Here is a 14398-nt window from a genome sequence, read left to right as displayed (position 1 = left end):
ATGCCCGGCTTTCTATTAACTGCTCGATATGAACTTAACGGCTCAATGTTAACTTAACTGCGCCAAGCGGGGATCTTGGCTTCATATTCGCTAATGGCATCTTCAAATTGTAGGGTCCAGCCAATGCTGTCCAAGCCTTTTAAGAGGCATTCACGATGGAAGTCGTTGAGGTCAAAATCGTAACAGGTACCATCGGGCGCAATCACGGTTTTACTTTCCAGATCGACGGTCATTTGTGCGCCGGGCTCAGCCAGCAGCTGCTTCATAATGACGTCGATGACTTGCTCGCTTAATTTCACCGGTAGCATGCCGTTGTTGAGGGCATTGCCATAGAAAATATCAGCAAAGCTAGGCGCCAAAATGATGGTGTAACCCATTTCTTTCAACGCCCAAGGCGCGTGTTCACGAGATGAGCCACAGCCGAAATTCTCACGGGTCACCAGAATATGCGCATCCTGATACACCGGTTGGTTGAGAATGAAGTCAGGGTTAACCTGAGTACCGGCTTCATCGAGATAACGCCAGTCGTGGAAGCAGTGCTCACCAAACCCAACGCGTTCAACTTTGGTTAAAAATTGCTTTGGGATAATTTGATCGGTATCGACGTTAGAGCGATCTAACGGTGCTGCAACGCTGATCATTTTTTGAATTCCAGCCATGACTATATCTCCCTTACATCGGCAAAGCGGCCAGCAATCGCTGCTGCGGCGGCCATTGATGGGCTGACCAAGTGCGTGCGGCCGCCTCGGCCTTGGCGGCCTTCAAAGTTGCGGTTTGAGGTTGATGCACAGCGCTGGCCGGCACCTAGTTTGTCGTCATTCATGGCCAAGCACATGGAGCAGCCAGGTAAACGCCACTCAAAGCCCGCGTCGATCAGGATCTTATCTAACCCTTCATCTTCGGCCTGCTTTTTCACCAAACCAGAGCCGGGAACGACAATGGCTTCAACGTTTTCTGCAACCTTTTTACCTTGTGCCACTTCGGCAACGGCGCGAATATCTTCGATGCGACCATTGGTGCATGAACCGATGAATACCACGTCAATGGCTAAGTCGGTTAGCTTCTGGCCGTCTTTTATGCCCATGTAAGAGCGTGCTTTGGCACAAGAGTCGGCGGCAACGGCATCGGTAAAATCAGCTGGGCTTGGAATTGGATCATTCACACCAATTACCTGACCTGGGTTGGTTCCCCATGTCACCATCGGCGAAATATCATCGGCATTGAGCTCAACAACCGCGTCAAATTCGGCGTCATCATCAGACTTCAGGGTCGACCAGTATTCAACCGCTTCGTCCCACGCATCACCTTTCGGCGCAAAAGGACGACCTTCGACGTAATCGATTGTGGTTTGGTCGGGGGCAATCATGCCCACCTTGGCACCAATTTCGATGCTCATGTTACACAAGGTCATACGACCTTCCATCGACAGTGCTTCGATGGCGGTGCCACAAAACTCGATGGCATAACCGGTACCGCCGGACGAGGTGGTAACGCCAGCAATCGCCAGAATCACGTCTTTAGCACTTAGGCTTTCATGGAGCTTGCCATTCACCTGCACTTTCATGGTTTTGAAGCGCGGCTGTTTCAGCGTTTGGGTTGCCATCACATGTTCAACTTCAGACGTACCAATACCGAACGAAATGGCACCGAATGCGCCGTGAGTCGCGGTATGAGAGTCACCACAAACAATTGTGGTGCCCGGCAATGTCAAACCTTGCTCTGGGCCCATTACATGGACAATACCTTGATTAATATGGCCTAAGCCGAATAGCTCAACACCAAACTCTTCACAGTTGGCGCGCAAGGTTCGTAGCTGAGTTTCTGATTGATCACCACAAGCATCAATAGCCAGCGAACGGGTGGAGACGTTGTGATCCATGGTCGCGATGGTTTTGCTCGGTTGACGCATTTTACGGCCAGTCGCACGTAAGCCTGAAAAGGCTTGCGGCGAGGTGACTTCGTGCGCCAACTGGCGATCGATATAAATGAGCGGGGTTTCGCCTGCAACTTCACGCACCACGTGTGCGTTGAAGACTTTCTCGTATAAGGTCTGGCCCATGAATTAAGACTCCTGAACTAATTTGGCGATGTAATCGCCCATCTCGGCTGTTGATTTGGCGTCTGCTTTTTTATCGGCTGGTAGCAGTTCGCCTGTCAGGTAACCATCGGCTAGCGCTTTGCTGACCGCCGCTTCAATGGCGTCGGCAGCCGCATCTTGATTTAGGCTAAAGCGGAGCATCAGCGCCGCTGACAAGATCTGTGCGACGGGATTAGCAATGCCTTGGCCTGCAATGTCGGGGGCAGATCCGCCGGCAGGCTCGTACATGCCAAAGCCATCTTCATTTAAGCTAGCTGAAGGCAGTAAGCCCATCGAGCCGGTGATCATGGCGCACTCGTCAGACAGAATGTCGCCCATCAGATTCGAACATAGCAAAACGTCGAACTGGCTTGGATCTTTCACCAACTGCATGGTGGCGTTATCGATATAGATGTGTTCTAGCTCGACATCTGGGTATTCCTTGGCCACATCAATAACCACTTCGCGCCACAAAATGCTGGTGGCAAGCACATTTGCTTTGTCCACTGAGGTGACTTTGCTGCCGCGCTTTTGTGCCGCTTGGAAAGCGATGTGAGCAATGCGCTTAATTTCACGGCGTGAATAGCGCATGGTGTCAAAACCGTACTCTTCATCACCTTCGCCTTCACGGCCTTTGGGCTTACCGAAATAGATGCCGCCGGTGAGTTCGCGCACCACTAAGATGTCAAAGCCGCGCTCAGAAATATCCGCACGCAATGGCGATAATGGCTCTAAGCCGCTATGAATTTTGCCTGGGCGAAAGTTACAGAACAAATCAAAATGGCCGCGCAATGGCAGCAGTGATCCACGCTCTGGCTGAAGATCAGGTGGTAACCCTTCCCATTTTGGGCCTCCGACAGAGCCAAACAAAATGGCGTCTGATTGTTGGCAAGCCGCCATGGTTGAATCTGGCAGCGGCACACCATGATTATCGATGGCTGCGCCACCGACATCATGGGCATCATAATTTAGGGTAAAGCCGAACTTTTGTTGCGCGACATCCAGCACTTTTAGTGCTTCTGCCATGACTTCCGGTCCGATTCCGTCGCCTGCTAGGACGGCAATGTTGTACTGGCTCATACGGTTTCTTTCTCTTCCTTTAACTTCAATTTTTGTTCGGCAACAGCTTCGGCGCGCTGGACGTGATTCATAACATGAATCAAAGCGTTGGCTGACGATTCAACAATGTCTGTTGCAAGGCCCATGCCGTGGAAACGGCGACCATTGTAGATGGCAACAATATCAACCTGACCCAAGGCATCTTTACCTTTACCTTTGGAGCTGATGTGATAATCCACCACTTCGATATTTAAGTTGGTAATGCGGTTAATGGCTTGGTAAACGGCATCGACTGGGCCATTACCCGTTGCGGCTTCAATCTGCGTCTCGCCTCCGCACAGCAGTTTTACGCTGGCGGTGGACATGACTGACGAGCCGGATTGAACGCTAAGGTAGTCCAGTTTATAGAACTCGTCTTCGTCATGCATTTTGCTAAAGAACAACAAGGCTTCCAAGTCATAATCAAACACCTGCCCTTTTTTGTCCGCTAGCTCCAAGAAGCTTGCATACAACTCATCCAAATTGTAATCAGAGTCGGTATAACCCATGGTTTCCATGCGGTGTTTGATGACATGTCGACCGGAACGTGATGTCAGATTCAGCACATTTTGACTCAAACCAATGCTTTCTGGGGTAATGATTTCATAAGTATTTTTAGATTTCAGAACACCATCTTGGTGAATACCCGAGGAGTGGGAGAATGCATTTGAGCCGACAATTGCCTTATTGGGCTGAACGGGCATGTTGCACAAGGTGCTCACTAATTGACTGGTGCGTGCAATTTCCTTGTGGTTGATGTTGGTCGTGACACCCAGCAAATCTTGGCGAGTGTTGATGATCATGGCTACTTCTTCGAGTGAGCAATTACCTGCTCGCTCACCAATGCCGTTGACGGTACATTCAATCTGACGGGCACCCATTTGCACGGCACTGATTGAGTTGGCAACGGACAAACCTAAGTCATCGTGACAGTGCACGGAGATAATGGCTTTGTCGATATTGGGAACTCGGTTAAACAAGGTTTGAATGATGCCGCCGAACTGACTTGGGATGGTGTAGCCAACGGTGTCAGGAATATTGATGGTGGAAGCACCGGCGCTAATGGCGGCTTCAACCATGCGACACAAATTGTCGATTGGCGTACGGCCGGCATCTTCACACGAGAACTCAACATTGTCGGTGTAATTGCGAGCGCGTTTGACGGCGTTAACGCCCATCGTCAACACATCGTCAAAGCTGCGGCGCAATTTACTTTGCACGTGAATATCGGATGTGGAGATAAACGTGTGAATGCGGAAGTTATCCGACACTTTCAACGCTTCGCCCGCCGCATCAATATCTTTCTCTACGGCGCGAGCTAAGCCACAGACCGTTGAATTTTTGATATGACGCGCAATGGTTTGCACGGACTCAAAATCACCAGGTGAAGAAACCGGAAAGCCGACTTCCATCACGTCAACGCCGAGTCGTTCGAGAGCCAGCGCAATCTGCAATTTTTCTTTTACTGTCAGGCTGGCAGACAATGCCTGCTCGCCATCGCGCAAGGTGGTGTCGAATATGATGACCTGGTCACTCATGACGTGATCTCCCAGTTAGTGACGCTTCTCGTAGATTCATTGCGTCGTTGTAAAAAGCTATTGAGCCAAAAACGAAAAAACCCGCGCTTAGTGCGCGGGTTTTATGTGTACTTGTTGAGGTTTACTCTGACACGACCTACCCGCGCTGCTCGGTTAAGAGAGCGAGAAGAAGTAGTAGAGTCAGACGAGAAAATGCCATTCGTTTGTAATCCTCTTGCCGAACCAAATCATTTCAGTTCGATTAATGGCCACACTATGGCGAACCGCAAGGTATGTGTCAAGAGACATTTCCATTGGTCCGAGGATGTTTTTTATCTGTTGCTTGACAAGCGCAAGATTACAGCGACTGGAACGCTCTATATACTCGCTCAAGAAACATGAGTTTAAGGTGTTGGCTTTATGGAAATTGCGCTGTATTTAGGGCTGGGATGTTTCGCTGGTTTTCTTGCCGGCTTATTCGGCATTGGTGGCGGTTTAATTATTGTGCCGGTGCTGGTGTGGACCTTCACTCATCAGGGGATTGATATTGGTGTAGCGATGCACATGGCATTGGCAACATCATTAGCAACGATCGTGATTACCACCCTTAATTCCGCTTATGCCCACCACCAACAAGGTCACGTTCATTGGCCTACAGTTCGCGCGTTGGTGCTGTTTCTGATGCTCGGTTCTGTCATTGGCGTTTCTGTCGCGCATCATTTGCCGGGACAGCTGCTCAGTAATATTTTTATGGGCTTCTTATTGCTGATGTCGGTTTACATGTGGTTTAGCAAAGAGCCTAAACAAGAGCGGCTCCGCAAAGCCAACTGGCGCTGGAAGTTGGCCAGCAGTGTCATGGGTTTTTTGTCGGCCATTCTCGGTATCGGCGGCGCTTTGTTTATGGTGCCGTTTTTGAAATCTAAGCGAATGGCGATTCGCTATACCATCGGCACCGCCGCTTTTTGTGCTGCGCCGTTAGCGTTTACGGGGGCTGTCAGCTACATGTTGGCGGGTAGTGATGTAACTTCCTTGCCGGCAGCAACCATTGGCTATGTGCACATTTGGGCATTTATGGGCATTGTGCTGACCAGCTCAGTGTTCAGTCAGATTGGCGCAAAATTGGTTTCGAGATTACCGCCGAAGGCGATGAAGCGGGCTTTTTCGGTGTTTTTGTGGGTGCTAGCCGGCAACCTTATTTGGAAGCTATACGGTTAGACGTCACGATCGGGCGCTGTTATTTCATCGCAGCGCCATCATTCACACAGTACATTCACACAGTACATTCACACAGTTCAACGCACTCCATGAGCTTCCGTCGCGCCCCATTCTCTTTGTGAGAGGACGCTGGCGAACCTCAATTTCTAGCGAGTCAGTTCGTCAAATTTAGTACAGCAAGCTGTAGAGTTTACGGCGGTAACTGGCAGCCGTAGCGTCGCCGGCTGGTTGAGCGGCCAACAAATCCATAAAGCCTTTTTTCAGAGCGCCATCTAGCGCATTTAAGTCGTTCTTTAAAACGTCAAACAGCATGGATAAAGCTTCTTCCGCGCGGCCAACTTCGTTTAATTGTGCGGCAAGTTGTAGCTTTAACTCGTGGTTATCTGGTTGTTGTTGGACTTGTTCGATTAGGGTTCTGATTTCTGGTGAGTCGGCTGCTTGCTGTCGGATTTCCAACGCAGAACAAAGGTTGTGGTAGTCGCCGTTTTGATCGGCTAGGCCAATGCTATTTAAGAGATCGGCAGCCAGCTCTAAGCGACCCGCTTGGATGCTTGCATCCGCCAATGCCAATTTGATTTCAGCGATCTCAGGCGCTAATTCATGAGCTTTGGCTAGCAGCGGCAGGGCTTCGTTGAATTGACCTGTGCCGAGTAACATCCGCGCGTCAGCAAGTAGTGTTTCGTGCTCTTTTGGCAGGAATTTTTCAATCATTTCTCGCAGCGCCGCTTCTGGTTGCGGCCCCACTAAGCCATCAACGCCCTGGCCATCTTTAAATACCGCAACGGTTGGTAGCGCTTGCACACCAAACTGCATGGCAATTTGCTGCTCAACAGCACAATCGATACGCGCTAGCGTGAAATGTTGCTGATATTCCAACGCCAATTTGTTCAAACTCGCAGACACTTCCACACACGGCTCATGGCCTTCTGCCCAGAACTCAATGACCACAATCTGTTGTTTAGAGCCTTCTAAGATGACTTGTTGGAAATTTTGGACGTTAATATCAACAATATTGGTAGCTTGCATGGTTATGAATTCACTGTGTAGTTTGACTTAAGGCTGTCGATAACATGCGGATGATTTGTGCCTTTTTCAAGGCTTGAGTTGGACTTCTGGTGTCGCACGTTTCATTTGTGTGGAAAATAAGGTTAGTATTTTCTTCCTGCATACTATTGGGACGATATGGCTGCGATGGATGCGCACCAGCAATTGATCAATCATCAGACGTTAGACAATTTGAAACAACAAATTGGTAGCGAGATGTTGCCTGTTGTTATTGCCACCTTTATCAAAGAAGGAGAGCAAACGCTTTCCGAGCTTTCGTCTTTATCTCGCGACGAATTAAAACGTTGTTACCACACCTTAAAAAGTAGTGCCGCCGCCATCGGAGCCGAAGCGCTCGCGAAACAAGCCAGCCAACTAGACGCTGCGCTCAAACAAAACCCTCACACCCAAACGAATATCGCACCGCTCGTACAAGTGTACCTCGAAACATTGTCAGCATTGCGAAACATGCTTAAGTAACGAATTGGAGTGACAGGAATCGAATGCAAATAGAAACAGTTCAATCAAAGCTCGGGCAAGCAAGCCTCGCTGTACAGGAAGTACAAGCGTTGTTGGCAATGCAATCGCCGGATTTATTGGTCGTTGCTGGCTCGCCTGCGGCTCATTTCAGTGAATGTGCAACCTTGCTGCAACGGGCGTTTCCTGATGCGGCAGTGATTGGTTGTAGCAGCTTTGGTGGCATTCTATCGGAACAAGGTCATTGCGTGTCGGATTCGGGCGACAGCTTAGGGGTTTGGGCACTATCAGATAGTGCCGGTAGTTATGGGGTTGGTATGCAAGCCTATAAACAACAGGAACAAGCACTTGCTAACCAAGAGCCCATTGAGCAAGCAACTAGAAACGCATTGGAAGATGCGTTGTTATCGGCCAATCGGCCGGGCGAACAACCGGCACTGATTTGGCTACACTCCAGCCCGGGTCAAGAAGAGTGTATTTTAAGAACTCTCGAACAAGAAGTCGGCGGCGCGGTTCCTGTGATTGGTGGTGCAGCGGCGCCAAACCCTGGCGGTAATGCGTTGGCCATTCACGGCGCCGGCCGTTCATCGTCAGCGGGGCTAGCACTGGCGGTGCTGTTTCCGTCAGGTCGAGTTGGTTATTCGTTTCACTCCGGCTGCGCAATGGCGAAGTCTTTGGGCGTAGTGACCAAAGCTCAGGGACGAGAAATTTTTGAACTTGATGGTCGGCCAGCGTTGCAAGTTTACCAGCATGCCATTGGTCAGCCGGTGCAAGAAGCTATTGAGCAGCAACGTTGGACTCAACTTCCGGTCGGTCGAGTCATCGGTGAACACCACAATATGCCGGTATTCTCATTGGTGTTGCCGGTAGCGGTAAAAGAGCAGAGCATTGAATTTCTCGCCGAGTTGGCAGAAGGCGAATCGATCTACCTGATGCATGGCACCGAACAGAGTCTGCGGGGGCGAAGCCAACGCGTGCTCGAAGGGGCAAAGCAGATGACGCCAGAGGGTCGACTTGGAAGTACACCCGCCGGTGCGTTGGTGGTGTATTGCGCTTGCTGTAAGCAGGTGGTTTCCAGTGATTTAGACGAAGTCCGTCAATCCATGTCGGCAGTACTTGGTGAGACAACGCCATTTATTACGTTGTTTACTTACGGTGAACAAGGGCCGTTACTGGAGTCTAAAAATATCCACGGAAACTTAATGATCGCGGCATTGGTTTTCTTCGCAGAGGGGGCTTAACGATGCAACCTAACGACCTTGATAATGAAGGGTTACAGGAAAAGCTGTTAGATCTGTTGCGACGCAATGATCAAGTACAGCAGCAGCAAACGGATGCCGCTGCGCTACTCGATATTATGCAAGTTACGGGCTCGGCCCAGTCGCGCACTGAGTTACTCACCACCTTGCTACAAGGGTTGCAGGTGTTGACTGGTCATCAGCACGTTGCTGTCTTGGAGCGAAGCAGCGAGCTTTCTCTCATTTGGACCTCAAGCTTTGCCAGTACCAATGTACTGGTGAATTCAGTGTGGCAATCGGGGCAGGTTTTCGAGCGAGCGTTAAATGGTGATGTGGTTGCATTATTTAAACCTGAGCAGGTTGATGAATTCCGCCAGCAAGAGCGAGACATTTGTGAGTTAGCTGGATCGGCGCTGGTATTTGGTTTGGAATCTGTTGCTGGAGTCAGCCTGGTTGTGCTGTTTCATGCTGAAAAAAACTCATTTACGCCAAATCAGAAAGAAGCGGTTCGACGCTTAAAGCCCATGGCCGAACAGCGTCTTCAAAACCTTGAATATGACTTAAAGTTACGCGATCTCGTGGCGCGTCGTACCAATGAATTGCGTCATTCACAAAAACGGTTGGCCTGTTTTGCTCGAACCTCATCAGATTGGTTCTGGGAAGTTGATGAAGAATTCCGTTTCTCATATACCTCCAAACTTGATGACAATGAGCTACCTGAATTAAGAGGTAACTTGTATGGCAAAACCATTATGGAGCTGCGGACCGCCACCGAAAGCCAGAATTTGAATAAATGGTTTGCCGTGACCCGTACTTTTCAGGAGCGACAACCAATTCGTGGATTCGAATTTGAATTGGCGCTTCCTAAACGAAATCCAGTCTGGATACGCATTAATGGCGAACCCTTCTATTCAGAGCAAGGTGTTTTTCTTGGCTATCGCGGCACAGCTAAAAACATTTCGCTGCGTAAATCTCAAGATCGTCAGCTTAGCCAGCAAATTCAGCAAGTCTCCAACCGTTCGAAATTGATTGAACACGATACCGAGAACGTGCTGGCGGATGTCTCCCAAGCAAGTCATGTGTTGCTGGTTGACGATTGCGAGTCGAGCCAAATGATCACGCAGCTCATGTTGGTTAATTTAGGCTACACCACCAGTGTGGTTGAAAGTGGAGTTAAAGCGCTGAACTTTGACGACTTGGAATCTGTTGATGCTGTTCTAATGGACTTGGAAATGCCTGACATGAGTGGCGAAGAAGTTAGCCGAGCGATGCGCGATAAAGGCTTGACGATGCCAATTCTAGCGTTAACCGGCTGTAGTTTTGGCGAGCGCGGTGAACAAGTCGCGGCGTCAGGCATGAATGGTTTTATTGAAAAGCCTGTTCGCCTCAATGTGTTGCAGCAGGAGCTAGGGCAATTGCTCACAAACTAAAGGTGTAAAAAGTAATTAATCACTAACGGCGAATCGCAATAAAGATCACATGGCGCAAATTGTTGCGCCCCAAAAATTTTTCTTTTGCTCAACAAATGCTTTACAGTCGGCATATTGAGCTCACGTCATGTCTGCTGTTACGAGTTCCTGTTGCCAGTAGTCAGTTGTTGCGTGGGAGAAGTCAGGGGGTAGAGCCGTGAATGATCAACTTTCGACCATTGATGTAACACAAGCTGTAGACGTTACAGCAGTCCAGGGCCAAGCCCTAATTTTGTTGCCAAATGGCGACCAACTGCCGGTACGCCCTGGCGAACCCATTCCAAGTGATGCTTCTCTTACGCTTGAGCCTGGCGCAACCATCCAATTGAAAACCGCCGATGGGCGTTTAATACAACTGCAGGGGCCGCTATCAGCAGCGCTTGCGTCGTTGGCTACCCCTGATGCCGATTCGGCTGAAATAAACACCGATTTGTCTGGTTTGATTGCCAATGACGACGAAGAAACACTGGCAGACATTGAAGCCATTCAACAAGCGTTGTTAGAAGGTGCCGATCCAACCGTTGACCTACCCGCAGCTGCAGCCGGTGCAGGTCAAAGTGGCGGCTTGAATCCGCCTGAAAATATCGCTCGAACAGCCAACGAACAAGAGATCAGTAGTGGTTTAGATACTGAGATCCCTGACGTAGTCGCGCCTACTTTGCTTGACTTTTCGGACGGCAACCCTGAAGAGTCAGAGCAAACAAACCCAACCATTTCTATTGATGGCGCAGAAGTTAATTACGATGAAAGCACCAGTGTTGTGATTTCTGGTGTTGCCACCGACATCGAAGAAGGCGCAGTACTCGACGTCGTGCTAACCGATGCAGATGGCAATACTGTTACCGGAGCAGGCGTCGTTGCCGAAGATGGCTCATTTGTTATCGTCATTAGCGACATCGACGATTTAAATGAAGGACCTGTAACGGTAACTGTTACGGGGACTAACGAAGCTGGGGATAGTGCTTCCGCATCAGACGATGTGGTGTATGACTTGTTACCTACAGTAACCATCAACGCCGCCACGCCGGGTGAAGACACCACGCCAACTTTCTCAGGCACTTCATCGAACACCGAGGGTAATTTAACCCTGACAGTGAACGGCATTGACTATGCGGTGACGCCAGATAGCGACGGCAATTGGGAATTCACCCTGCCAGATGACGCGGCACTAGAAGACGGCGAGTACACCGCGACCATTACCGGCAGTGACGCCCAAGGCAATGACGCCCCTGAGGACGCTGTTGAGTTCGAAGTCGATCAACTGCCAACGGTTTCTATTAACGCCGCTACACTAGGTGAAGACACCACGCCAACCTTCTCAGGCACTAGCACCAACACCGAGGGTAATTTAACCCTGACAGTGAACGGCATTGACTATGCAGTCACGCCAGATAGCGACGGCAATTGGGAATTCACCCTGCCAGATGACGCAGCACTAGAAGACGGCGAGTACACGGCCACCATTACTGGCTCGGACGCTCAAGGTAATGATGCCCCTGAGGACGCTGTTGAGTTCGAAGTCGATCAATTACCAACGGTCAGCATCAACGCTGCCACGCCGGGCGAAGACACCACGCCAACCTTCTCAGGCACGAGCACCAACACCGAGGGTAATTTAACCCTGACAGTGAACGGTGTTGACTATGCGGTCACGCCAGATAGTGACGGCAATTGGGAATTTACCCTGCCAGATGACGCAGCATTGGAAGATGGCGAGTACACGGCCACCATTACCGGCAGTGATGCCCAAGGCAATGATGCGCCTGAGGACGCTGTTGAGTTCGAAGTGGATCAATTGCCTACCGTTTCCATTAACGCCGCCACACCGGGCGAAGACACCACACCAACCTTCTCAGGCACCTCATCGAACACCGAGGGTAATTTAACCCTGACGGTCAACGGTATTGACTATGCGGTGACACCCGATAGCGACGGCAATTGGGAATTCACCCTGCCAGATGACGCGGCACTAGACGACGGCGAGTACACGGCCACCATTACTGGCAGTGATGCACAAGGCAATGATGCCCCTGAGGACGCTGTTGAGTTCGAAGTCGATCAACTGCCAACGGTTTCCATTAACGCCGCCACACCGGGTGAAGACACCACGCCAACCTTCTCAGGCACCTCATCGAACACCGAGGGTAATTTAACCCTGACAGTGAACGGCATTGACTATGCAATCACGCCAGATAGCGACGGCAATTGGGAATTCACCCTGCCAGATGACGCAGCACTAGAAGATGGCGAGTACACGGCCACCATTACTGGCTCGGACGCTCAAGGCAATGACGCCCCTGATGCGTCCACTAATTTCGAAGTCGACCAACTGCCAACGGTCAGCATCAACGCCGCTACACCGGGTGAAGACACCACGCCGACCTTCTCAGGTATGTCATCGAACACCGAGGGTAATTTAACCCTGACAGTGAACGGCATTGACTATGCAGTCACGCCAGATAGCGACGGCAATTGGGAATTCACCTTGCCAGATGACGCAGCATTGGAAGATGGCGAGTACACGGCGACCATTACGGGCAGTGATGCACAAGGCAATGATGCCCCTGATGCGTCCACTAATTTCGAAGTCGATCAACTGCCAACGGTTTCTATTAACGCCGCTACACCAGGTGAAGACACCACACCAACTTTCTCGGGCACGAGCGCCAATACCGAGGGTAATTTAACCCTGACGGTCAACGGCATTGACTATGCAGTCACGCCAGATAGCGCCGGCAATTGGGAATTCACCCTGCCAGATGACGCAGCCTTGGAAGATGGCGAGTACACGGCGACCATTACCGGCAGTGACGCCCAAGGCAATGATGCGCCTGATGCGTCCACTAATTTCGAAGTCGATCAACTGCCTACCGTTTCCATTAACGCCGCCACACCGGGTGAAGACACCACGCCAACCTTCTCAGGCACCTCATCGAACACCGAGGGTAATTTAACCCTGACAGTGAACGGCATTGACTATGCAATCACGCCAGATAGCGACGGCAATTGGGAATTCACCCTGCCAGATGACGCAGCACTAGAAGATGGCGAGTACACGGCCACCATTACTGGCTCGGACGCTCAAGGCAATGACGCCCCTGATGCGTCCACTAATTTCGAAGTCGACCAACTGCCAACGGTCAGCATCAACGCCGCTACACCGGGTGAAGACACCACGCCAACTTTCTCGGGCACAAGTGCCAACACCGAGGGTAATTTAACCCTGACAGTGAACGGCATTGACTATGCAGTCACGCCAGATAGCGCCGGCAATTGGGAGTTCACCCTACCAGATGACGCGGCACTAGAAGATGGCGAGTACACAGCGACCATTACCGGCAGTGATGCTCAAGGTAATGATGCCCCTGAGGACACAACAGGTTTCGTAGTCAACTCATCGCCACCGGTGGATGACACCGCCCCGAGTGCGCCGACGGTGCAGATCACCGAAGATGCGGACAACGATGGTGAGATCAGCGACGCGGAATTGAGCGGCACGGTTGGGGTCACGGTGACCTTGCCAGACGATGCGGTTGCGGGAGACACCTTAACGGTGACCGGTCAAACGCCGATCACATTGACCAGCAGTCATATCAGTGATGGCGAGCTGACCTTTGAATACGATGCGCCAGCGGCGGGTGACACCATCACCGTTGAAGCGACCGTTACGGATCAAGCCGACAATGAATCGGCTGCGGGTAGCGACAGTGCCTTGGTAGTTGAGGCGCCAGTTGTCACCCCACCGGTGGATGACACCGCGCCGAGTGCGCCGACGGTGCAGATCACCGAAGATGCGAACAACGATGGTGAGATCAGCGACGCGGAATTGAACGGCACAGTTGGGGTCACGGTGACTTTGCCAGACGATGCGGTTGCGGGTGACACCTTAACGGTGACCGGTCAAACGCCGATCACACTGACCAGCAGTCATATCAGTGATGGCGAGCTGACCTTTGAATACGATGCGCCAGCAGCGGGTGACACCATCACCGTTGAAGCGACCGTCACGGATCAAGCCGACAATGAATCAGCTGCGGGTAGCGACAGTGCCTTGCTGGTTGAGGCGCCAGTTGTCACCCCTCCGGTGGATGACACAGCCCCGAGTGCGCCGACGGTGGTGATCACCGAAGATGCGGACAACGATGGTGAGATCAGCGACGCGGAATTGAGCGGCACGGTTGGGGTCACGGTGACCTTGCCAGACGATGCGGTTGCGGGTGACACCTTAACGGTGACCGGTCAAACGCCGATCACATTGACCAG

The 14398-nt window shown here is 51.1% G+C and carries 10 protein-coding genes; 5 read left to right on the top strand and 5 right to left on the bottom strand.

Translation table 11 applies throughout. The features are described 5' to 3' along the window. Positions 1 to 53: 53 nt before the first annotated feature. From leuD to leuA, 4 genes are read right to left on the bottom strand one after another with little or no spacing between them, the layout of a single operon-like run. Complete coding sequence (gene leuD / locus K0504_RS14770; RefSeq protein ID WP_220104924.1) at positions 54 to 659, bottom strand: 3-isopropylmalate dehydratase small subunit; 606 nt, start codon at positions 657 to 659, stop codon at positions 54 to 56. A 2-nt stretch (positions 660 to 661) separates the two neighbouring features. After that, positions 662 to 2059, bottom strand: a complete 1398-nt coding sequence (leuC, locus tag K0504_RS14765; RefSeq protein ID WP_220104923.1) for a 3-isopropylmalate dehydratase large subunit — start codon at positions 2057 to 2059, stop codon at positions 662 to 664. 3 nt (positions 2060 to 2062) lie between these two features. Then, positions 2063 to 3157: a 3-isopropylmalate dehydrogenase gene (leuB, locus tag K0504_RS14760; protein WP_220104922.1), complete on the bottom strand. Its 1095-nt coding sequence runs from the start codon at positions 3155 to 3157 to the stop codon at positions 2063 to 2065. Next, positions 3154 to 4713, bottom strand: a complete 1560-nt coding sequence (gene leuA, locus K0504_RS14755) for a 2-isopropylmalate synthase (RefSeq protein ID WP_220104921.1) — start codon at positions 4711 to 4713, stop codon at positions 3154 to 3156. Before leuA ends, leuB begins: the two co-directional genes overlap by 4 nt. Positions 4714 to 5112: 399 nt before the next feature. On the opposite strand from leuA, the gene K0504_RS14750 reads away from it, so the two are divergent. Next, positions 5113 to 5907, top strand: a complete 795-nt coding sequence (locus tag K0504_RS14750) for a sulfite exporter TauE/SafE family protein (protein ID WP_220104920.1) — start codon at positions 5113 to 5115, stop codon at positions 5905 to 5907. A gap of 168 nt (positions 5908 to 6075) precedes the next feature. Here the strand turns inward: K0504_RS14750 and K0504_RS14745 are convergent, their stop codons facing one another. Beyond that, positions 6076 to 6933, bottom strand: a complete 858-nt coding sequence (locus tag K0504_RS14745) for a thioredoxin family protein (RefSeq protein ID WP_220104919.1) — start codon at positions 6931 to 6933, stop codon at positions 6076 to 6078. A 156-nt stretch (positions 6934 to 7089) separates the two neighbouring features. Here K0504_RS14745 and K0504_RS14740 point away from each other — a divergent pair, with 156 nt between their 5' ends. The 4 genes from K0504_RS14740 to K0504_RS14725 all read left to right on the top strand — a co-directional run. Continuing rightward, entirely contained in the window at positions 7090 to 7431 is a 342-nt protein-coding gene (locus K0504_RS14740; protein WP_220104918.1) for an Hpt domain-containing protein, read from the top strand. 23 nt (positions 7432 to 7454) lie between these two features. Further along, the gene (locus tag K0504_RS14735) at positions 7455 to 8669 is read left to right on the top strand and encodes an FIST signal transduction protein (protein WP_220104917.1); all 1215 of its coding nucleotides are present in this window, start codon (positions 7455 to 7457) and stop codon (positions 8667 to 8669) included. Positions 8670 to 8671: 2 nt separating this feature from the next. Beyond that, positions 8672 to 10096 (top strand): response regulator, encoded by a 1425-nt coding sequence (locus K0504_RS14730; protein WP_220104916.1) that lies wholly within the window; start codon positions 8672 to 8674, stop codon positions 10094 to 10096. A gap of 196 nt (positions 10097 to 10292) precedes the next feature. Then, positions 10293 to 14398: retention module-containing protein (locus tag K0504_RS14725; protein ID WP_220104915.1), on the top strand; the 4106-nt coding region annotated here is incomplete at its 3' end.

This window comes from Neiella holothuriorum, assembly GCF_019457915.1.
Lineage (GTDB): Bacteria > Pseudomonadota > Gammaproteobacteria > Enterobacterales > Neiellaceae > Neiella > Neiella holothuriorum.
The sequence above is the reverse complement of the archived record's forward strand: the minus strand, read 5'-3'. Positions and strand labels throughout refer to the sequence as shown.